A 22,059-nucleotide genomic window follows, 5' to 3' on the forward strand; every position below is an offset into this window, starting at 1 on the left:
TCATCACTTGAAGTAGCTTTTCCCATCGTTTATCAGTTAGCATTGTCCTTGGCATGGTGAACTCAGTTGTGATTTGTTTTTGGCGAAATGATTATAACCTTCACCATGCCGTTTAAAAAATCATCACGAAAGATCAACAGACCCTAGTATCAGACTGGAAGCGGTATTCTGGAAGATAATAGAGGACATTGCGAGCGATGCGGATATCTCTGTCGCAGAATTTTTGACTCGGATTTACAATGAAGTGATACAACAAAGAGGTGAGTTGGGTAACTTCACCTCTTTGCTGCGTGTCGCGTGTACCACCTATCTAAATGGTGGCAAACGGATTCAGATTTAACCTAAATGGCTAAAACGCCAGTACGCCTTGCGTTTCCACTTTAACAGAGACTTGCTGACCAATACTCAAAGGTTCTGATGAGCTGGCAAGTAAACGGTGACCACCCGCGTCAATCACGTAACGGCAATGATCTCCCATAAACTGTTGCTCAAGCACGGTCACACTGCTCTCTTCTGCCGCACTGATCTGGACATGCTGAGGGCGAAGTAATAACTCGCAATGCTGACCGACTTCAATGTTCTGCTGTGCTTTCGCTTCTACCATGCCTAGCTGCGTCTCATATTCTGAATCTGAAGCCCGAGTCGCTTTGAGATAGCTACCACCACCCAAAAAGTCAGCAACAAACTTACTTGAAGGCTGATAGTAGAGCTCGCTAGCCGTACCATATTGCTCAATCACGCCATGGTTCATCACCGCCATTTTATCAGCGAAGGCGAAGGCTTCTTCACGGCTATGAGTAACGAAAATGGCAGTGACACCCTGTTTCTTAAAGATCTTACGAATCTCGCCAATTAACTCATGGCGCACCTGCGTATCAATATTAGAAAATGGTTCATCGAGCAGCAAAAGATCCGGTTTGTACGCTAGTGAACGCGCTATTGCCACCCGCTGTTGCTGGCCACCTGAGAGTTGGTGTGGGTATCGCTCACCGTAATCATTGAGATGCACTAACTCAAGCATCTCTTCCACTTTGGCTTGCTGTTCAGCAACCGACAGTTCACGTAACCCAAACGCAACGTTCTGAGCCACAGTAAGATGTGGAAACAGCGCATAATCCTGAAAGATCATACCAATATTACGCTGCTCGGGAGGAAGCCAGTTTTTGCCATCATCGATCAGCATGCAATTTAGGCTCATCACGCCAGAACTTAATGGCAACAAGCCTGCAATCGCTTTCAATAGTGTTGTTTTACCGCAGCCACTTGCCCCAAGTAGACAAACAATTTCCCCCTGCTCCACTTCGAGAGAAAGTGACTCAAGAACTGTCGTCTCTTGATCGTACTTACACGTTAAGTTTTGTATTGATAGGGCACAGCTCATCAGTGTGAATGCTCCAGTGAACGGTTAACAATAACTAAAGGGACAAGACCAACTAAAACCAGTAGCACGGCTGGTAACGCCGCTAACTCTAACTTCTCATCAGACGCGAAGTTATAAACATAAGTCGCCAATGTTTCAAAGTTAAATGGTCGTAGCAATAAAGCGGCGTTTAGCTCTTTCATTGACTCGATAAAGACCAGCAAAGCCGCTATCAGCGCCCCACGACGAACAAGAGGCAAATGAACTCGTCTTAGCATCTCATTGGCGTTACATCCCATAGTGCGTGATGCCATATCAAGAGACGGTGAAACTTTGCTTAAACTGCTTTCAATACTGCCAATCGCCACAGCAGAAAAACGCACCACCATAGCAAAAACAATCGCAAACATTGAGCCAGAGAAAATCAATCCTGGACGCTCCCACTCCATGTACTTTGCAACATCATTGACTAAGTGGTCCATAGACAATACCGGAACCATAACACCAATGGCTAAAACCGTTCCTGGAACAGCATAGCCCATCGACGATAGGCGCATAAAGGCTAAGCTTTGACGGCTAGGGTTGACACGCTGAGAAAAATTAACGATCAACGCAACCATTACACCAATGAATGCCGCCGCAAGAGATACGTAAAGACTATTTAACGCATATTCGCGGAACTCAGCCGTCCAACTCTGTGCGAAATACTTATATGCATAGATAAGCAACTGACCAAGAGGGAGAATGAATGCCACGCAAACCAGCCCCCAACACCATGTTAGCGCCAACCACTTTTTCCACCCGACGAGATCGTAACGAAAATCTTCGCGGCTACTAAACTGACTCTGAAATAGCTTCTGTTTTCTACGGCTATAGCGTTCTGCACTTAAGAGTAAAATCACCACCACAAGCATAATGGCTGAAATTTTTGCCGCCGCAGTGAGGCTCGAATAGCCTAACCAAGTGTCATAAACCGCGGTGGTTAATGTATTGACTGCAAAGTAGCTAACCGTTCCAAAATCACCCACGGTTTCCATTGCCACCAAAGAGAGGCCGACGGCTATAGAGGGGCGTGCAAGAGGAAGCGAGATACGACGGAAACTTTCCCACGGTGAACACTTGAGCAATCGAGCCGATTGTAGCAAAGAGACATTCTGCTCCATAAACGCGGCACGACATAATAAGTAGACGTATGGGTAGAGCACCAGTGACAGTACAATAGTCGCTCCTGTCAGTGTTCGAATATCAGGAAACCAATACTCACCAGGTCCCCACCCTGTCAGATCACGGAGAAAAATCTGTACCGGACCTGCAAAGTCAAACCAGTCCGTAAAGATATAACCGACGATATAGCCAGGCATCGCCAGTGGTAACACCAATGCCCATTGTAAAATGCGTTCACTCGGAAGGCGGCACATCGCCATAATCCAAGCCGATGGAATACCAAGCACCAAGGATAGCAAGATCGTTCCTATAACAAGAACGACGGTGTTATACGCATAGGTCGGCATTACCGTTGACATCAAATGACTAAAAAGCTCATTTGTTTCGCCCACAGCAGTAGTGAATATCGCTAAGATCGGCAAAACCAGTAGTAAAGCAAGCGCTCCACTACTGGTTTTCCATAGGTAATTTTTTTCTTTCATCGTCTAATTACAACGAGGCTGTATGAAACATAAATGCAGTTGCAAATACATCTCATATCCCTTTAATAGTTTAAGGGTATTTATACCCATATACTCAAAGGAGTTCAAGGTGAACTGCTCTTAGCCGTGAGTATAAAAACAAACAACCCCAAGTAACTTAACGAAAAGCGACTTGAGGCTGTATTTTAGTCAGTCATATTCGACTCACTACTTAAAACTATTATAGGTCGAACTTCACTTCGTCTAGCAGTTTGATTGCTGCTTCGTGGTAGTTAGCAACGTCATCTAGAGAAATCATGTCAGACTTGAAGTCACCCCAAGATGCCACTAACTCAGAACGCTTAACACCCTCTTTTACTGGGTATTCGTAGTTAACTTCTGCGTACATGCTTTGTGCAGTATCACCCGCTAGGAACTCCATAAGTTTCTGAGCGTTTTCTTTATTTGGTGCGTACTTAGCCATTGCCATACCAGAGATATTTACGTGAGTACCTGTTGTTTTCTGGTTAGGGAAGTTAATGTAAACCGCGTCAGCCCAAGCTTTTTGCTCAGCATCGTTAATCATGTTACCTAGGTAGTAGCTGTTACCTAGAGAAACATCACATAGGCCTTCTTTGATCGCTTTAACTTGTGCACGGTCGTTACCTTGAGGTTTACGTGCTAGGTTCGCTTTTACGCCTTCCAGCCACTCTTTCGTCGCAGCTTCACCTTCGTGAGCAATCATCGCAGAAACTAGAGATACGTTGTATGGGTGCTTACCGCTACGTGTACAAATTTTGCCTTTAAATTCAGGCTTAGCTAGATCTGCGTATGTAAAGTCTTCACCTAGACGACCAACACGATCACGAGAAGAGTAAACGCTACGAGTACGAGTTGTTAGAGCAAACCACTCGTTATTTGTATCTTGGTATTGAGCAGGGATGTTCTTTTCTAGCACTTCACTCTCTACAGCTTGAACTAAGTTTTTCTTAGTCAGCTCAGAAAGGCGGCTAATATCAACGGTTAGGATAACGTCTGCTGGGCTGTATTCACCCTCTTGCGCTAGCTTCTCTGTCAGACCTGTCTTAGCAAACTTAACGTTTACTTTGATACCCGTTTCTTTTGTAAACTCGCTGAACATTGGCTCAACTAGGAATGGCTGGCGATAAGAGTACACGTTAACCTCTTCTGCAGCCATCGCAGTTGAAGGAGCAATTGTTGCACATGCTAATGCAGAAAGAGTTAGCAGCTTTTTCATTGGTTCAATCCTTTAGTATTCGAAATGATAACGTTTATCAGTTGCGTTATTATATTCATCATAGTCGAGAAAACAATGATGCAAAACAAAAAAACCTGCTCATTTGAGCAGGTTTTTGATAAGTTTATTTGTAACTGTTTGTTACGTCACATCTAGTATAATTACTTCACTGTCACGAATTCAGGGTAAGCACCTACGCCACAGTCATGCATATCCATGCCTTCCATCTCTTCATCTTCAGAGACGCGAATACCCATAGTGGCTTTCAGTACCGCCCACACCGCAAGGCTTGCACCAAATACCCAAGCGAAGATAACTCCAGCACCAAGAAGCTGTGCACCAAATGACGCATCGCCATTGCTTAGTGGAACAACCATCAGGCCGAAGAAACCACATACACCGTGAACCGAAATCGCACCAACTGGATCATCAATCTTCAGTTTGTCCAAGCCGATGATGCTGAACACCACGAGCGCTCCCGATACCGAGCCAATCGCAACCGCATACAGTGGCGATGGAGAGAGAGGATCCGCAGTAATAGCGACTAGACCTGCTAACGCGCCATTTAGAATCATCGTAAGGTCGGCTTTACCCCAAGTGGTCTTACATACAAGCAGTGCTGCAATGGCACCCGCCGCTGCTGCTGCGTTAGTGTTCAGGAAGATCTGACCGACTGCTGTCGCATTTTCAAAGTCTGACACCATCAACTGTGAGCCACCGTTGAAGCCAAACCAACCAAACCACAGGATGAATGTACCCAGTGTTGCTAGCGGCATGTTAGAACCAGGAATTGGGTAGATTTCACCATTTTTACCGTACTTACCTTTACGTGCACCCAGTAGTAGAACACCCGCTAGTGCTGCTGCTGCGCCCGCCATGTGTACGATGCCTGAACCTGCAAAGTCACTGAATCCCGCTTCAGATAGGAAACCTCCGCCCCAAGTCCAGTAGCCTTCCATTGGGTAGATAAACGCTGTCAGTACCGCAGAGAAGATAAGGAATGACCAAAGCTTCATACGCTCAGCAACCGCTCCTGATACTACAGACATCGCTGTAGCAACGAAAACTACTTGGAAGAAAAAGTCAGATTCAAGTGAATGATCCGCGCCCTCTCCTTGTGTACCAATCAAGGCACCAAATGATGGTAGCCAACCACCTTCGCCGTTATCGACATACATGATGTTGTAGCCAACGACTAAATAGGTGGTACATGCGATCGCGTACAAGCAGACGTTCTTAGTTAGAATTTCTGTCGTGTTTTTTGAGCGAACAAGACCCGCCTCCAACATTGCAAAACCTGCGGCCATCCACATAACCAACGCACCTGAAATGAGGAAGAAAAAGGTGTCTAGTGCGTAACGTAACTCTGTTACTGTTGTCGTTAATTCCATCGTATTATCTCCAGTCCTTTGAATTCTTAAAGTGCTTCAACGTCCATTTCACCCGTACGGATGCGAACCGCCTGACTCAGGTCATAGACAAAAATCTTGCCGTCACCGATTTTTCCCGTGTGCGCAGCTTTAGATATCGCCTCAATGACGCGGTCTACATTTTCTGCCTGTGTCGCTATCTCTAACTTTACCTTTGGTAGGAAGTCGACTTGATATTCCGCACCACGATAAAGCTCGGTGTGTCCTTTCTGACGGCCAAAGCCTTTCACTTCTGAAACCGTCATCCCTTCGATACCGACATCAGCAAGCGCTTCTCGAACATCGTCTAATTTAAATGGTTTGATAATCGCGTTTATAAGTTTCATTGCATCCTCTCTGAAGCTGTCATCCTTTTTGTTATTAAGTAATCCAAGCTGCGTGCCAAGTTTTTAAGCTGTTGATAATTAATGAAAACACATAAAATCCATGACCTAATAACAAAAAAGGCGCACCATTTAGGTGCGCCTTGCTCACAATTTTAAGGCAAGCGTTCAATCGCTCACCATAGAAGTGCATTACTTGGTCGTCAGGAATGTTTTCCACTGTGCGATCAGATCTTCAAAGTCCTCAATACCGCAACTTGCCGTGCTTTCACTATCATAAAAGTCAAACTCACTATCACTGTCCATTTCCTGTCCATGAGCCAGCACGTTTTCTTGAACAATGACCTCATCGCCTTGAATACTCAGTGAGATCTCGGTTCCTTCAAGTTGGTGTTCCAGTTGAGGATTTAAGCGAGCGTTTTCGATCAAGCGTTCGACTTGTTCGATTTTCTGCCAGTCTTTACTGACTTCTTCTTGCAACCAGCGACCTACGATTTCATGCCCCATACTGGACTTAACATAGTATTCGCCCATGAGGGTATTTCTAATAAATTCAAATTCCATAGGACGCCTCTGTATATGCCACCAAACTTAATCGGCGGCAGTATACAGGGTCGAGAATCGAGAATCGAGAATCGAGAATCGAGAATCGAGAATCGAGAATCGAGAATCGAGAATCGAGAATCGAGAATCGAGAATCGAGAAAATTATGGCTTGTTAAGGGCTGGTTCTGTCAACACCTTGTGGAGGTAAGGTTCAATCACTTCACTACTCGCCCATCTCTCGAAGGGCGCAGCCCGCTCTCACAGTGAAGCATTCTCTGAGGGGAAGCCCGAAAAAAAGCGCCCACCTTGCGGTGGGCGCTTTCTCAGCAATTCAGTATTCCAGAGCTTGTTAAGCTGGCTCTTGGAAAATCACTGTATCTGCTTTTGCCGTGTACTGAGACATCTTATGGAAGTTCAAGTAACGGTATGTATCCGCTGCCGTTGCATCAATCTTAGATGCGTACTCTAAGTACTCTTCTTTCGTTGGGATACGGCCAAGAATCGCACCCACCGCAGAAAGTTCAGCAGAAGCTAGGTAAACATTCGCACCTGTACCTAGACGGTTCGGGAAGTTACGAGTCGACGTAGACATCACTGTCGACTTATCAGCAACACGTGCCTGGTTACCCATACATAGTGAACATCCCGGAGTTTCAATACGAACCCCAGCACGGCCAAAGATACCGTAGTAACCTTCTTCAGTTAGCTGATCCTTATCCATCTTAGTTGGTGGAGCAACCCACAGACGAGTGCTAAGAGAACCATTGAACTCTTCTAACATCTTACCCGCAGCACGGAAGTGACCAATGTTAGTCATACAAGAACCGATAAACACTTCTTGAATCTCAGTACCTTGGACGTCAGACAGTAGACGAGCGTCATCTGGGTCATTAGGAGCACATAGGATTGGCTGGTCGATGTCAGCAAGATCGATTTCGATAACGTGAGCGTACTCTGCATCAGAGTCAGCTGTCAGCAATTCAGGATTTGCTAACCACTCTTCCATCCCTTTAATACGACGCTCAATAGTACGTACATCACCGTAACCTTCCGCGATCATCCACTTAAGCATAGTGATGTTCGAGTTTAGGTACTCTTCGATAGACTCTTTTGAAAGCTTCACTGTACAGCCAGCTGCACTGCGCTCTGCCGAGGCATCAGAAAGCTCAAATGCCTGCTCTACAGATAGATGCTCAACACCTTCAATCTCTAGAATACGACCTGAGAATTCATTGATCTTACCTGCTTTTTCAACCGTCAATAGACCTTGCTGAATTGCGTAGTAAGGAATGGCATGTACTAGGTCACGTAGAGTGATACCTGGCTGCATTTCACCTTTAAAGCGAACCAAAATTGACTCTGGCATATCCAGTGGCATTACACCAGTCGCGGCTGCAAATGCAACAAGACCAGAACCTGCTGGGAACGAGATACCTAGAGGGAAACGAGTATGCGAGTCGCCACCTGTACCGACAGTATCAGGCAATAGCATACGGTTTAGCCATGAGTGGATAACACCGTCACCAGGACGTAGAGAGACACCACCACGGTTCATGATGAAATCTGGTAGCGTGTGGTGAGTGTTAACGTCAACAGGTTTCGGGTACGCAGATGTGTGACAGAATGACTGCATCACAAGATCCGCAGAGAAGCCAAGACACGCGAGGTCTTTTAGCTCATCACGCGTCATTGGGCCAGTTGTATCCTGTGAACCTACTGTTGTCATCTTAGGTTCGCAATACTGACCTGCGCGAACACCTTCAACGCCACACGCTTTACCAACCATCTTCTGAGCCAGCGTGTAGCCTTTAGTTGAAGCTGAAGGATCGACTGGCTTAGCAAACAAATCCGTTTCGCCTAAACCAAGCGATGCACGTGCACGGTTTGTTAGACCACGACCGATAATCAGAGGGATACGACCACCAGCGCGAACTTCATCCAGCAGAACTTTACCTAGCTCAAAGCTAGAAATTTCAACGCCATCTTTACGAACAACACCTTCATAAGGGTAGATATCAATCACATCACCCATGTTCATGTCTTGCACGTTCAGTTCGATAGGTAGTGCACCAGAATCTTCCATTGTGTTGTAGAAGATTGGGGCAATCTTACCACCCAGACACACGCCACCTGTGCGTTTGTTTGGTACATAAGGAATATCTTCACCCATAAACCAAAGCACAGAGTTTGTCGCTGATTTACGAGAAGAACCTGTACCAACAACGTCACCAACATAAGCAAGTGGGATGCCGTCTTTTTGTAGTTCTTCGATCTGGCTAATAGGACCAACGCTGCCTGGTTGATCTGGGTTGATACCTTCACGTTCCATTTTTAGCATCGCTTTTGCGTGCACTGGAATATCAGGACGAGACCAAGCATCTGGTGCTGGAGATAAGTCATCAGTGTTCGTTTCACCGGTAACTTTGAATACTTTAACAGTAATTTTTTCCGCTACTTTCTCTTTAGCCGTAAACCACTCAGCATCCGCCCAAGATTGTAGGACTTGCTTAGCTGAATCATTACCTGCTTTTGCTTTCTCTTCTACATCATAGAAAGCATCAAACATCAGTAGAGTATGAGAAAGCGCTTTAACAGCGATAGGAGCCAACTCAGCGTCATCTAGCAGCGAGACTAATGGCTCGATGTTGTAACCACCTTGCATAGTGCCAAGCAGCTCCGCCGCTTTTGCTTTGCTGACAAGTGGTGATGAAACCTCACCTTTAGTGATAGCGGTTAAGAAACCTGCTTTAACATACGCAGCTTCGTCTACACCTGGTGGGATACGGTTTTCTAGGAGGTCAAGAATAAACTCTTCTTCACCTTGAGGCGGGTTCTTCAGAAGTTCCACAAGGCCTGCAACTTGCTCGGCATCTAGTGGTTTAGGAACAACTCCTTCGGCAGCACGCTCTTCGACGTGTTTACGGTAGGCTTCAAGCACGACTTTTTCCTCTCATTGCGGTTCCTCCCTCTTATTGCTATTTGTTCAAAGAATAAGGGAGTGAACATCCTTGGAAACTTGGCTCTCCATGCCATATTTTTCATTCAATCTTGACTGAGAAACAGTGCCAGAGAGGCCAAACTGTGGGCGGTAGAATAGCAAATTTAACCTTAAATTAAAATCTCATCATTTTGACCAACATAGCAACTTAAGACTAAAGTTCTATGATTTTCACTGGTCAATCCCGCCTATTCCCATACTTTGAGAATGGCGGAAATGGACATATAAACACCAGAGCTACTTAAAGGTAGTACCGATAATTAGGTAGTATGAATCATAGTTATTTTCGGTACGCCCGTAGCCAAACATAACCGGCCCAATTGGTGAGTCAACCCCTGCAAATACAGAACCTGCGGTATACAAAGGTGCTTCGTTGATTTCGAGATCCGGATCAGACCAAACCCCACCATACTCAAGCGATGCACCGACATAAAACGGGGAGCTAAACAGGCCAAAGTCGTTGTCAAACCAGCGATAGCGGTAAACCACGCTACCAAACACTTTATTCTGACCAATTAAGCTGTTTCTTGGGACACCAGATAAGTTAAGAAAGCCACCAATCTCTTCAGGATCAATTGGCACCGAAGAATTCTTACTCTCTACAAAACCCAGATCGACATTTGCGACCAAAGTATGGCGTGAAAACGTATGTGCAGCGATCATTTTCGCTCCGATTTCATACGATGTGTCTTCAACTCTCTGGTTCTCAACCAACACACTATCACCGACGCTTTTGTCGTGTGAGACGAGATAATTGAGATCCAAGTAAAAACCAGAGCGCGGAAAACTGTAGTTGTCGAGAGTATCAATCCGATAGTTCGCAAACGCCCCTAAGCGATGAAACGCAACATCACCAAAACTAGGTAAAGTCGAGAGTGTGCTCTTGCCATCGGTGTACCTTACCCCTGCCATGAAACGTCGCCACAAGGTATCTTGATAACCAATCGCCCACTGGCTAACCCACTCAGTATACGCAACTGGTACGTAATTCTTGGTTGCCTCTAGGCTTGTATCATCAAAGCCAGTCACTGGCGCATTACGTTTTTCATTGCTGTACGTGAGAGCTAACGTTGTAAAGGTCTTTTGGCTCGAAAAGAATGGCGAGAAAAACTCCGCTTCGATGAGCTTATCTGTGCCGATTTCAAAGTTGGTTCTCAACTCTGATCCATGGGAGTTGAGGTTGGTAAAATTGGTCGACACACCAATGGAATACTGGCTGTCTGTTGAGAAATCATCCTCAAGGAAAAAACGGAAGTTTACATAGTTTGGCCCCCAAGACTTCTCATCAACATCAACGATCAGGGTATCTTGCCCATCGACTTCATCATAGCGATAAGTCACTAGTTCAAAACGGTCTAAAGCGTAAAGATCTTGGATACTTTTCTCTACCTGATCCAAGGTGTACCGCTTACCTGCTTCAAGCTCAAGACGGTTTTCAAGAAGGGTGTCTGTATAGTGGGTGTTATTATTGATGACCACTTTATCAACGGTAATTTCATCACCATATCGCAGTTCACGTCGGACATTCTGTTTCTGTTCAATATAGTGTTGATAGTCTGCCGTGGATAAGCTCAGTTTCTGCAACTCTGCTTTCCTCGCCATCGTTGCCTGATAACCTTTTTCAAATGCCTGCGGCATTTTATCAAACTCAGTGGTCTCCATATCGCCAACATCAGGCTGCAAGAAAAAGTCTTTGTCTGTCAGTAATTCAGCCTGACGAGCTGTCGTACTGCGGACCAAATAGTTGGAGAGTTGGTCTGCCACCGTTAGGAACGTGGTGAAGTCTTCTTCATTTTTGTATTCCGTACCGATATCAACCGCGATAACAATATCAGCCCCCAAGTCACGCGCAACGTCTACTGGCATATTGTTCGTCACGCCACCATCCACCAACATCTGACCATTGAGTTGGTAAGGAGGCAGTGCGCCGGGAACCGACATACTGGCCATCATGGCATCAACCAGATAGCCCTGACTGATCACAACTGGTTTCAGTTCAATAATATCGGTCGCGACAGAACGGTAGGGAATGGCGAGATCATCAAAAGAATCAAACGGAGGTAAATTGCCCGTCGTTTCACGGAGCAATTTAAGCATTCCCTGCCCCTGCACGATCCCACGACTAGCTCGAACCTCCCCCCAGCGTAAACCAAGGTCAGTGGTTAACTGATATCTATCTTCGTATTCCTTGTCCTGTACTTTTCGCTGACTGCGGTCGACTCGATCTCGATAACCACTGTTCCAGTCAACGGTATCAATGAAAGACTCGATTTCATCGGCGCTCATACCGGTCGCATACAAGCCCCCTACATAAGAGCCCATACTGGTACCAGTGATTACATCAACAGGCACCCTTAGTTCTTCAAGCGCTTTTAGCACACCAATATGCGCTGCGCCTTTCGCGCCTCCACCGGCTAAAACAACTGCTACTTTGGGCCGCGTATCAGGTTGCGGCTCTGTCTGTGCTATCGCATTAAAGGCAACGCTTCCAAACAAGCATAATAGGAGGCCTGCTAATTTTTTCACGATACAAATCCCTTTCTACAGTGGTTCTAACGTTTATACTGACAGACTTAATCAGCGTAAAGTACTAATATTCAACACCATGCGTGTTACCAACTAAATAATTTCTGTAACCATTGTTTAGGCTGGCTATCACACTGCTGCTTCATTGCGCCATTGATGTCCCACACTGGCAATGTGAACTCGTTTCCACAATCCAAATCCAGACTACCCTGAGCCGTTTTAGCAAAACCAAGCGTACTGATTCCCTGAGGCCAAGGTAGGGTTAACTTTTCAGGAATACGGTGCTCTAGGTACTCAGCGTAAACTCGCAATGCACCACTTGAACCAGTTAACTTCGTCGGTTTGTTGTCATCTCGGCCTAACCAAATCGTGGTCACTTCTCGCCCATCGACGCCGACAAACCAACTGTCTCGAGTATCGTTACTGGTTCCGGTTTTTCCTGCTAACGCCGCCCAGCCAAACTGGCTGTTGAGATGACGCCCAGTTCCTTCCAAGACGCCTCGCTTCATTGCGTATGTCGTTAACCACGCGGCCTGCTGATCAACGGTTTGTGACACTTTCGGTAATGACTGGTACAGCACATTCCCTTCCAAATCAATCACGGAGCGCAAGGCTGACAGCTGAGCTTGTTTTCCCGAGTTAGTCAGCGTTTGGTACATCTGCGCGACTTGAAATGGCGTTAACGTAAATGAACCAAGAAACATCGACGGAACCGGACGAATTTCATTCTTGTCTACGCCAAGTTTTTCCAACGTGTTAACCACATTGGCGATACCAACCTGCATCCCTAGCTCGACCGTAGGTACATTGAGCGACTTAGCTAAAGCGATATACAAAGGCACATCACCACGGAACTGACGGTCATAATTTCTAGGCGACCAGACATCACCTTTACTGCCTTTCAAGCTAATCGGCTTATCGTGCAGCGTCGTGGCCAGATTGTATTTCTCTGGTTGTTCCAATGCCGTGAGATAAACCGCAGGCTTGGCTAATGAACCAATTTGTCGGCTGGCATTCAGAGCTCGGTTGAAGCCATCGTAACCGGTTCGTTTCCCTCCGACCATGGCTCGTATTTCCCCTGTGTGCCTGTCAACAGCGACAGCTGCGCCTTCAAGAGATTTACCCGCCACATCAGCAAGTTGCGGAATTTTCTTTGCGATTGCTCGTTCAAGTTCTTGCTGAGAAACAGGATCCAATGATGTAAATACACGTAAGCCGATATCTGACTGAAATGCATCCCCAGCCTTCTGTTCTAGTTCAATCTTCAACTGCTGAAAATAAGCGGGTTGGCGGCTGGCAATTTTCGGATTGTCCTGAATATCAAGGGGGCGACTTGCCGCCATATCATACTGTTCTGCCGTGAGAATGTTTTGCTGCATCATTAGGCGTAACACTAAATCTCGACGCTCTTTCGCACGCTCAGGAAAGCGCACCGGATTGTAGTAGGAAGGACCTTTTACCATGCCCACCAGCAGAGCAAGCTGGTCAATGCGCAGTTCTTGGATCGGCTGACCAAAGTAAAGTCGCGAAGCAAGACCAAAGCCATGAATCGCCTCGCCGCCACTTTGACCGAGATAAACCTCGTTCAGATACGCCTCTAGTATGCGATCTTTGCTGTAGCGATAATCCAGAATCAAAGCAATGTAGGCTTCTCGAACTTTACGCCATAAGGTTCGATCACTGGATAGAAAAATATTCTTGGCCAACTGCTGAGTCAGAGTACTGCCACCCTGCACAGTTCTGCGCGCCTTTACGTTAGCAACCATCGCTCGTGCAATCGCAACAGGCGAAACGCCATCATGTTGGTAAAAGTTGCGATCTTCTGTGACGAGTAGGGCATCCACCATGACTTCTGGGAACTGGTCTCGACGCAAAAACAGTCGCTGTTCATCGTGGTTTTTCTCCAACATACCAAGCATTTTCGGCTCAATACGTAAGTAGCCTAAATCGCCTTTCTTTTCTAGTGATTGAATGCGCTCTAGCTGGCTTGAAGAGAAATGGAGCATCACATGACGATCAGGCTCTGGACCATCACTAAATTCAAATGGTCGACGAATCACTTCAATTTTTGTCGAAGAAGAAGAGTACTCGCCAGGGTAGCGAGGTTGGCGGACTTTGCGGTAATTGAGCACGTCTAACTCATTGCGCACTTCTTGAATAGTAATATCTTCACCCGGAGCCAAGTTAAGGATTCGCGCATAAACCACAGTAGGCAAATCAAATAATTGCCCTTCAAAGCGTTGTTTCACCACACTATCTAGATAGATACCAACAAACAGCAACAAAGCGAAGCCAGCTAAGCCGACCTTCCAGCTAATGCCCCATAATGTTTTCAGCCACCTACGTTGGGGCGGCTTACTAGGCTTACGCTGAGGCGATTTCGCGCTTCGTTTACCAGATGGCTTCTTGGCGGTTGTGGATGCTTTTGCCTTACTGGTTGTGGTGGTATTTTTCTTGGTCATGAGTTCAATTGTCGTTTTGTTTTCGTTGTCGCTACATGGTTAGCGGGATCATCAGGCCAAACGTGTTTGGGGTAGCGACCTTTCATCTCTTTTTGCACTTCGATATAAGCACCCGCCCAAAAGCTAGCAAGATCTCGGGTCACTTGCAGAGGTCGCTGCGCCGGAGAGAGTAGTTCCAAAACTAAACGCTTCCTGCCCTGTGCTATTTCTGGAGAAGCCTGCTCACCAAATACTTCTTGCATTCGTACTGATAACACGGGCTCCTGACCTTGCTGATAGCGAATTTTTTTCTTGCTGCCTGTCGGCAACTGGTAATGCGTTGGTAGCCATTTATCAATGTCTTGGTTCAGTGGCCAACCTAAATACGCCAATAACGCCGCTTCTAATTCGACTTTGCTTAGCGCTTTAACCGATCCAATCCCATTGAGATATGGTTCTAACCACTGCTCTAAATTGTCTAACAGCGCGTTGTCTGTTAACTCGGGCCACGCTTGCTCTGGCAACCATTCTTGACCGCAACGCACTCTTTCCAGTAACTCAAGGCTGTGTGGCGTCCAATTTAATACCGAAAGACCGTTACGACGAATGAAATTAAGTAAAGCTTGCGTCATTTTTTCGCGAGGTGGTTCAGGCAACGCTTTCCTCTCTACCACTAAGCGACCAAGTTTACGCTGTTGTTCAGCAATAAGTCGCCCTTTCTGCTCATCCCAGTCAACAACCTCCTGCTCCACAAACAGATCGGGAAAGAGATTGTGTAAAACAAACATATCCAGTTCGACAGCAGAATAAATCATTGAAGAGTCAGACTGGCTGCGCATCAGGTCAATAACCACCAAATACTCACTTGCAGCTAGCTTTTCAACCTCTTGCAGTTCAGCACCATGTCCATTGGCAAGAATAAATCGTCCCTGCTGATGACTTCTCGCTTGGGCGATTCGATCAGGAAACGCGGTGGCCAACAAAGGAGCCACCAGTGACTCATCAAGCGCCGCGAGTTCAAACCGACACCCAAGTCTATTGGCAAGCGTATTTGCACGTTGTAGAACGACTTTCTGTCGGCTATGGCGGCCTTCTTTTAAGCGATGAACACTATGTATAAAGTTAATCGTGTTTCGCTCAGCGTCTTCCAACAGTGCGACAACAGCAATTGCTGTCGCCAGTGAATGCTCGGCTCGGGCAATAAGGCTTGCCATTCTTGGATCTAATCCTAATTTTGCAGCCAGTGAGCCCGATTCCGTCAGTTGGCCTTTTTCATCCAATAAGTTGAGCTGACGCAATAGCCCTTTTGCCTGACTGATTGCGCTCGAAGGCGGCACATCCAGCCAGCTTAATTCCGCAGGGTTCTGGGTTCCCCACTGAGCCAACTCTAAAACTAAATTTGATAAGTCGGAATGAAGAATCTCAGCTTGGGGAACGTAAGGCTGTTGCGCAAGTTGAGCTTCGCTGTAAAGGCGGACACAAATACCCGATTCGATACGTCCCGCACGTCCTGCTCTCTGCTCTGCCGAAGATTGGGAAATACGAACTTGCTGGAGCCTTGTAATACCACTTTTCAAATCAAATTTGGCTACTCGCTCCAACCCTGAATCGACCACCAGTCTGATCCCTTCGATTGTCAGGGAGGTTTCAGCAATATTGGTCGCTAACACCACTTTTCTTTTACCTTGTTGACAAGGTTCGATAGCGGCTTGCTGCTTTGCAAAATCTAACTGACCATATAATGGACAGACCTGAATATCGTCGGCGAGGTTATGCAAACGCTCTTCAACGCGTTTGATGGCAGAGACCCCCGGTAAAAACGCAAGTAAAGAGCCGGTTTCTTTCGCCATAAGAGAGGTAATCTGTTTGGCCATCAGATCCTCGAGTCGCTCATTTGGTTTCGCTGACTGATAACGATACTCAACAGGGTAGCTTCGCCCATGAGATTCAATATAGGTCGCAAGGGGAAGCAATTGACTTAACGCATTTTGGTCTAATGTTGCAGACATCACGACCAGTTTAAGATCTTCACGCAGTGCATCCTGAATTTCCAAACAGAAAGCCAGCGCAGTGTCTGCATGGATACTGCGCTCATGGAATTCATCAAAAATGATCAAATCGATACCCGTTAACTCCGGATCCGATTGAATCATTCGCGTCAGAATCCCTTCCGTCACCACTTCTAACTGAGTATTCGTACTCGTTTTGTTCTCGCCTCGAACACGATAACCCACCCGTTGCCCCACACTTTCATCCAATTGGTTAGCCAAATAACGGGCGATATTGCGTGCTGCAAGCCGTCTTGGTTCCAACATGACCATTTTTCCTTCCACCGCTCGTTCGAGAAGCAGTTGCAAAGGAAAATAGGTCGATTTACCGGCTCCTGGAGCAGCTTTAAGGATCAATTGCGAGCTTGAGCGAATACCAGAGAGTAAATCTGGCATCACGCCTTGAATAGGCAGTTGTGACAATGGGAAGGCCTTATGGTGTAATAATGCAAATATTGTACATAAATCCAGTTGTAAATGAAGTTTGAACCTATACTTGAGCCTGCTGTCCTCATTAGGCGCTATAAACGCTTTTTAGCGGATATCACTTTACCTGATGGTAGTGAACGAACCATTCACTGCGCCAACACTGGTGCTATGACGGGTTGCGCCACTCCGGGAAATAAAGTTTGGTACTCGACCTCAGACAATCCTAAACGCAAGTACCCAAATAGTTGGGAGTTGAGTGAGACGCAAGCGGGTCATCGCATCTGCATTAATACCGCTCGCGCTAACCAATTAGCAGTCGAAGCGATAAAGTCTGGGGTGATAACTGAACTTCAAGAGTACGACCAACTTCAAACTGAAGTAAAATATGGCAATGAAAATAGCCGGATTGATATCTTGCTCAACGCTAAAAATAAACCAAAATGCTATATAGAGGTAAAAAGCGTCACCTTATTGGATAAGGATAAATTAGGCCAAGGCTATTTCCCTGATGCAGTGACCACTAGAGGTCAAAAACATTTGAGAGAGCTGGCTCAGATGGCTCAAAATGGAAGCAGAGCTGTACTTTTATTCACTGTTTTACATTCAGGTATTGAAAAAGTATCTCCTGCCCACCATATAGACGCCGACTATTCACAATTACTTAAATATGCACAAGAACAAGGGGTGGAAATCCTGTGCTATAAAGCACAACTTTCACACCATGAGATAAAGCTGGTTAAGGCGCTAGATTTCAGCCATTAACAAACAAAAGTGATGTAACCTTCACATTGACAGTAAGTTTACTCACCAGTATTTGCCTCAAAAGGTTATTTTTGCTATAGATACTCGCCTTAAAATAAACTGCAAGCGCAGTTGACTAGGTGTTAGTAGGAGATGCTGCATGCCAGAATCAAAGAAAAAAGCGCTAGGCATCCTAGCCATTGCAGGGGTTGAGCCATACCAAGAGAAAGCAGGTGAAGAATACATGTCACCTGAGCAGATGGCTCATTTTACAAAAATTCTGTCCGCTTGGCGCAACCAGCTCAGGGAAGAAGTTGATCGCACTGTACACTACATGCAGGATGAAGCAGCAAACTTTCCAGATCCAGTTGACCGCGCGTCTCAGGAAGAAGAGTTCAGCTTAGAACTACGCAACCGTGATCGTGAGCGTCGTCTAATCAAGAAAATTGAAAAAACTCTTAATAAGATTGAAGAAGATGATTTTGGCTTCTGTGAATCTTGTGGCGTTGAAATCGGTATCCGTCGTTTAGAAGCACGCCCAACGGCTGACCTTTGTATTGACTGTAAAACTCTTGCAGAAATCAAAGAGAAGCAAATGCAAGGCTAATTACGGCTTTGTTATGACTACTGAAGGGAGCCTTGGCTCCCTTTTTGGTTTGTTATACCTATTAGCGCAATAATACTATGAGTTACATCGGTCGCTTCGCCCCATCCCCTTCAGGACCTCTTCATTTTGGTTCACTGATCGCTGCGCTTGGCAGTTACTTTCAAGCAAAATCTAACCAAGGTAAATGGCTAGTTCGAATTGAAGATTTAGATCCCCCACGCGAAATGCCGGGCGCTAGCCGCCTGATTTTGGAAACGCTGGAGGCGTACCACCTTCACTGGGATGGAGAGGTCGTTTACCAAAGTCAACGTCATTCACTTTACCAACAACAGATTGATCGTTGGTTAGACTCTGGCCAAGCGTATTTTTGCCATTGCACACGCAAGCAAATTAAAGAGTTAGGTGGCTTTTACACCGGTACTTGCCGCGATCTTAAACTCACTAATGGTGAACAATGTGCCGTTCGTCTGCAAATGTCTCATCCCGTGTATCAGTTTGAAGATAGACGCCACGGTATACTCAACATTCCAACTGCTCTGGCAGATGAAGATTTTATTATAAAGCGAAGAGATGGCTTATTTGCGTACAACCTTGCTGTAGTATTAGATGATATTGACCAAGGGGTGACGGAAGTCGTCAGAGGGGCAGATCTGATTGAGCCAACCGGAAGACAAATCAGCTTATATCAAATGCTTGATGCTAAACCTGTAAACTATTTGCATCTGCCTTTAGCGCTTGATAATAATGGACAAAAATTGTCCAAACAAAATCATGCGAAAGCCATTGATAACCAAAATCCTAAGCCAGCACTCATCGATGCTATGACATTCTTAGGGTTTGATATTGATGAAGAAATTAGTACTGCGAGCTTAGATGAAATCATCCTTTGGGGGATAGAGAATTGGCACTTATCACAACTGCCTTCATCGACTGAGATCACACCAATATTCTCAAACCGCTCGCTGTAAGCTATTATTAGCCGCAAATTCGCCCCTTATGGGCCTAAGAAATTAAACTCAAGCAAGGTTGGCTTGACCAATTATTGCCATATGCACATGAATAAAAACGATTATACACCCAGCGAAACAGGAAAATTTTCTGAGCTCGCTCTAAATATTATTACTCGCCAAGAGCACAATATCTCGCGCAAACAGATCAGTGATAATGCATTGAAGGTGCTATACCGTCTTCATGGTGCAGGCTTCGACGCATATCTTGTCGGAGGCGGTGTTCGAGACTTGCTGCTTTCTCAGCAGCCGAAAGATTTCGACATCGCGACCAATGCAACCCCTGAACAAATCAGACAGCTTTTTAAAAACTGCCGTCTCATTGGCCGCCGTTTCCGCCTGGCGCATATTATGTTTGGTCGCGACATTATCGAAGTGGCGACCTTCCGAGGCCACCACCAAGAACCTAGTAAAAACGTTTCTCAGCAATCAAAAGAAGGTATGCTTTTGCGTGACAACGTCTATGGCACCATAGATGAAGATGCTGAACGCCGCGACTTTACCGTCAACGCAATGTATTACAACATCGGCGATTACTCTATCCACGATTACGCACGTGGTATCGAAGATTTAGAGGATAAACTCATTCGCCTGATTGGTGATCCTGATACCCGTTACCGCGAAGATCCAGTGCGTATGCTGCGTGCGATCAGGTTCGCGGTAAAACTGGACTTCGATATTGAAGAAGACACCGCAGCTCCGATAGAAGAACTGGCAACATTACTGCAAGAGATCCCTGCTGCACGACTCTATGAAGAGTCCCTTAAAATGCTTCAGTCTGGCCATGGCCTAGAAACTTATCATCTGATGCGTGAATACAACCTTTTTCAACAGCTTTTCCCGACCATTGCTGAGTTCTTCACTGAAGATTACTCATCGCAAACTGAGCAAATGCTGGATCTCGTGCTCGATTCTACTGATCAGCGTATCGAAGAAGGTAAACGCATCAACCCTGCATTTATGTTTGCAGCCATGCTGTGGTATCCACTGCAAGAGAAAGCCAAACAGCTGATGGAAAAGCGCAATCTCTCGTTCTACGACGCGATAATGGAAGCAAGCAACTTTGTACTTGATGATCAAGTTCGAACAATTGCGATCCCACGCCGCCACACCGCAACTATCCGCGAAATTTGGCAGCTCCAGCTCCGTATGCCACGTCGTAATGGCAAACGCGCATTCCGTCTAATGGAACTTAACAAGTTCCGTGCTGGCTACGACTTCCTCGAAATGCGAGGTGAAGTGGAACAAGGTGAAACCGCACAGTTAGCCAAATGGTGGGAAACGTTCCAGAACGCTGGTCGCAATATGCGCCAAGCTATGGTGGCAGATCTTGACGCTTCAATCGAAGGTCAACCTAAACAGCGCCGCCGTAAGAACTACCGCAAGAAGAAGCCTAAGGCATAACAATGATCACTGTTTTTATCGCACTAGGAAGTAATCTTAGTGATCCTGTCTCTCAAGCTAATGCGGCAATTGATGCCTTAAAACAACTCCCTAAGTCCGAGTTTATCCAAACCTCATCGCTGTACAGCAGTACACCGATGGGGCCTCAGGATCAACCTGACTACATCAACGCAGTTGTCGAAATTAAAACCGAATTAACGCCTCTTGAACTACTCGATTGCACACAAACAATTGAACTAGAGCAAGGGCGTGTCCGTAAAGAAGAACGCTGGGGCCCAAGAACCTTAGATCTCGATTTGATTCTTTATGGCAATGAGGTGATTGATTCCGAGCGTTTGGTCGTTCCTCATTATGGAATGAAAGAGCGTGAATTCGTGCTCTACCCGCTCGCAGAAATCGCACCAAATTTAACCCTCCCATGTGGGACCAGACTGGAAGACTTACTTAAAGTCGTTGAGCAAAACGGTCTGCGTATTTGGCAATCATAGCCAACTCCTATAAGGAAAAATCATGAAAAAAATTACTATTAGCGACTTGATGAAATGGAAGCAAGAAGGTCGTAAATTTGCCACTTCTACCGCTTACGATGCGAGCTTTGCTCAGTTATTTGAAAGCCAAGAGATGCCGGTGCTGCTAGTCGGTGACTCACTAGGAATGGTTTTACAAGGCACTCGTGACACACTACCAGTGACTGTCGATGATATTGCCTACCACACGCGCTGTGTGCGTGCTGGCAGCCCAAACTGTCTACTAATGGCTGATATGCCATTTATGAGCTATGCCACGCCTGAACAAGCTTGTGAGAGCGCGGCTGCTTTAATGCGTGCTGGCGCCAATATGGTCAAAATTGAAGGTGGCGACTGGTTAGTCGACACAGTGAAAACACTCACAGAGCGTGCCGTTCCTGTCTGTGCACACCTCGGTCTGACGCCACAGTCAGTCAACATCTTTGGTGGCTTCAAAGTTCAAGGTCGTGAGCAAGACAAAGCGGATCGCATGGTACGTGATGCACTTGCACTACAAGAGGCTGGGGCTCAAATCATCCTACTTGAGTGTGTACCGCAAGAACTTGCAGCGCGCATCACCGAAGTGTGTGAAGTACCAGTGATCGGCATCGGTGCGGGTAATGTGACTGACGGTCAGATCTTAGTGATGCACGATATGTTCGGCATTTCAGCTAACTACATGCCAAAATTCTCGAAAAACTTCCTTGCTGAAACGGGTGATATGCGCAGCGCTGTCGCTAAGTACAAGCAAGATGTTGAAAGCGGTGCCTTCCCTGACGAAGCACATACAATCGCCTAAGGAATGATAGCC

At 46.1% G+C, this 22,059-nt stretch carries 17 protein-coding genes; 7 read left to right on the forward strand and 10 right to left on the reverse strand.

Annotation, left to right across the window (positions count from 1 at the left end):
- Positions 1-154: 154 nt before the first annotated feature.
- Entirely contained in the window at positions 155-340 is a 186-nt protein-coding gene (locus QTN94_RS13930) for a ribbon-helix-helix domain-containing protein (protein ID WP_331428004.1), read from the forward strand.
- 9 nt (positions 341-349) lie between these two features.
- Here the strand turns inward: QTN94_RS13930 and QTN94_RS13935 are convergent, their stop codons facing one another.
- From QTN94_RS13935 to hrpB, 10 genes are all read right to left on the reverse strand, one after another.
- Complete coding sequence (locus QTN94_RS13935) at positions 350-1,381, reverse strand: ABC transporter ATP-binding protein (RefSeq protein WP_331427977.1); 1,032 nt, start codon at positions 1,379-1,381, stop codon at positions 350-352.
- Complete coding sequence (locus QTN94_RS13940; RefSeq protein ID WP_331416895.1) at positions 1,381-3,006, reverse strand: ABC transporter permease; 1,626 nt, start codon at positions 3,004-3,006, stop codon at positions 1,381-1,383. Before QTN94_RS13940 ends, QTN94_RS13935 begins: the two co-directional genes overlap by 1 nt.
- Before the next feature lie 220 nt (positions 3,007-3,226).
- The gene (locus QTN94_RS13945; RefSeq protein WP_331427978.1) at positions 3,227-4,243 is read right to left on the reverse strand and encodes a Fe(3+) ABC transporter substrate-binding protein; all 1,017 of its coding nucleotides are present in this window, start codon (positions 4,241-4,243) and stop codon (positions 3,227-3,229) included.
- 161 nt (positions 4,244-4,404) lie between these two features.
- A complete protein-coding gene (locus QTN94_RS13950; protein WP_269377445.1) occupies positions 4,405-5,634 on the reverse strand; it encodes an ammonium transporter in 1,230 nt (409 codons plus the stop codon).
- A 26-nt stretch (positions 5,635-5,660) separates the two neighbouring features.
- Positions 5,661-5,999, reverse strand: a complete 339-nt coding sequence (gene glnK / locus QTN94_RS13955) for a P-II family nitrogen regulator (protein ID WP_331427979.1) — start codon at positions 5,997-5,999, stop codon at positions 5,661-5,663.
- 189 nt (positions 6,000-6,188) lie between these two features.
- Entirely contained in the window at positions 6,189-6,560 is a 372-nt protein-coding gene (locus QTN94_RS13960; protein WP_138973126.1) for a YacL family protein, read from the reverse strand.
- 330 nt (positions 6,561-6,890) lie between these two features.
- On the reverse strand, positions 6,891-9,479 hold the full coding sequence (gene acnB / locus QTN94_RS13965; protein ID WP_138973125.1) for a bifunctional aconitate hydratase 2/2-methylisocitrate dehydratase: 2,589 nt from the start codon (positions 9,477-9,479) through the stop codon (positions 6,891-6,893).
- Positions 9,480-9,776: 297 nt separating this feature from the next.
- On the reverse strand, positions 9,777-12,068 hold the full coding sequence (locus QTN94_RS13970) for a patatin-like phospholipase family protein (RefSeq protein ID WP_443088795.1): 2,292 nt from the start codon (positions 12,066-12,068) through the stop codon (positions 9,777-9,779).
- An 83-nt stretch (positions 12,069-12,151) separates the two neighbouring features.
- A complete protein-coding gene (mrcB, locus tag QTN94_RS13975; protein WP_331427981.1) occupies positions 12,152-14,527 on the reverse strand; it encodes a penicillin-binding protein 1B in 2,376 nt (791 codons plus the stop codon).
- On the reverse strand, positions 14,524-16,977 hold the full coding sequence (gene hrpB, locus QTN94_RS13980) for an ATP-dependent helicase HrpB (protein WP_331427983.1): 2,454 nt from the start codon (positions 16,975-16,977) through the stop codon (positions 14,524-14,526). The genes mrcB and hrpB overlap by 4 nt, the downstream gene beginning before the upstream one ends.
- A gap of 54 nt (positions 16,978-17,031) precedes the next feature.
- Between hrpB and sfsA the strand changes: the two genes are divergently transcribed.
- The 6 genes from sfsA to panB all read left to right on the forward strand — a co-directional run bounded on the left by sfsA (position 17,032) and on the right by panB (position 22,047).
- Positions 17,032-17,745: a DNA/RNA nuclease SfsA gene (sfsA, locus tag QTN94_RS13985; protein WP_331416899.1), complete on the forward strand. Its 714-nt coding sequence runs from the start codon at positions 17,032-17,034 to the stop codon at positions 17,743-17,745.
- Between the two features lie 139 nt (positions 17,746-17,884).
- Positions 17,885-18,331: an RNA polymerase-binding protein DksA gene (dksA, locus tag QTN94_RS13990; protein ID WP_331416900.1), complete on the forward strand. Its 447-nt coding sequence runs from the start codon at positions 17,885-17,887 to the stop codon at positions 18,329-18,331.
- A gap of 77 nt (positions 18,332-18,408) precedes the next feature.
- Entirely contained in the window at positions 18,409-19,299 is an 891-nt protein-coding gene (gene gluQRS, locus QTN94_RS13995) for a tRNA glutamyl-Q(34) synthetase GluQRS (protein ID WP_331416901.1), read from the forward strand.
- Between the two features lie 81 nt (positions 19,300-19,380).
- Positions 19,381-20,742, forward strand: coding sequence for a polynucleotide adenylyltransferase PcnB (gene pcnB / locus QTN94_RS14000; RefSeq protein ID WP_331416902.1), 1,362 nt, complete (start codon positions 19,381-19,383; stop codon positions 20,740-20,742).
- A 2-nt stretch (positions 20,743-20,744) separates the two neighbouring features.
- The gene (folK, locus tag QTN94_RS14005) at positions 20,745-21,230 is read left to right on the forward strand and encodes a 2-amino-4-hydroxy-6-hydroxymethyldihydropteridine diphosphokinase (RefSeq protein ID WP_138973109.1); all 486 of its coding nucleotides are present in this window, start codon (positions 20,745-20,747) and stop codon (positions 21,228-21,230) included.
- A gap of 22 nt (positions 21,231-21,252) precedes the next feature.
- A complete protein-coding gene (gene panB, locus QTN94_RS14010) occupies positions 21,253-22,047 on the forward strand; it encodes a 3-methyl-2-oxobutanoate hydroxymethyltransferase (protein WP_138973110.1) in 795 nt (264 codons plus the stop codon).
- Positions 22,048-22,059: the final 12 nt, after the last annotated feature.

The organism is Vibrio sp. M250220, from assembly GCF_036533795.1.
GTDB lineage: Bacteria > Pseudomonadota > Gammaproteobacteria > Enterobacterales > Vibrionaceae > Vibrio.

Coding starts and splice junctions, on each gene's coding strand:
- QTN94_RS13935 (WP_331427977.1), bottom strand. CDS start 1,381: ATGAGCTGTGCCCTATCAATACAAAACTTAACGTGTAAGTACGATCAA.
- QTN94_RS13940 (WP_331416895.1), bottom strand. CDS start 3,006: ATGAAAGAAAAAAATTACCTATGGAAAACCAGTAGTGGAGCGCTTGCT.
- QTN94_RS13945 (WP_331427978.1), bottom strand. CDS start 4,243: ATGAAAAAGCTGCTAACTCTTTCTGCATTAGCATGTGCAACAATTGCT.
- QTN94_RS13950 (WP_269377445.1), bottom strand. CDS start 5,634: ATGGAATTAACGACAACAGTAACAGAGTTACGTTACGCACTAGACACC.
- glnK (WP_331427979.1), bottom strand. CDS start 5,999: ATGAAACTTATAAACGCGATTATCAAACCATTTAAATTAGACGATGTT.
- QTN94_RS13960 (WP_138973126.1), bottom strand. CDS start 6,560: ATGGAATTTGAATTTATTAGAAATACCCTCATGGGCGAATACTATGTT.
- mrcB (WP_331427981.1), bottom strand. CDS start 14,527: ATGACCAAGAAAAATACCACCACAACCAGTAAGGCAAAAGCATCCACA.
- sfsA (WP_331416899.1), top strand. CDS start 17,032: ATGAAGTTTGAACCTATACTTGAGCCTGCTGTCCTCATTAGGCGCTAT.
- dksA (WP_331416900.1), top strand. CDS start 17,885: ATGCCAGAATCAAAGAAAAAAGCGCTAGGCATCCTAGCCATTGCAGGG.
- gluQRS (WP_331416901.1), top strand. CDS start 18,409: ATGAGTTACATCGGTCGCTTCGCCCCATCCCCTTCAGGACCTCTTCAT.
- pcnB (WP_331416902.1), top strand. CDS start 19,381: ATGCACATGAATAAAAACGATTATACACCCAGCGAAACAGGAAAATTT.
- folK (WP_138973109.1), top strand. CDS start 20,745: ATGATCACTGTTTTTATCGCACTAGGAAGTAATCTTAGTGATCCTGTC.
- panB (WP_138973110.1), top strand. CDS start 21,253: ATGAAAAAAATTACTATTAGCGACTTGATGAAATGGAAGCAAGAAGGT.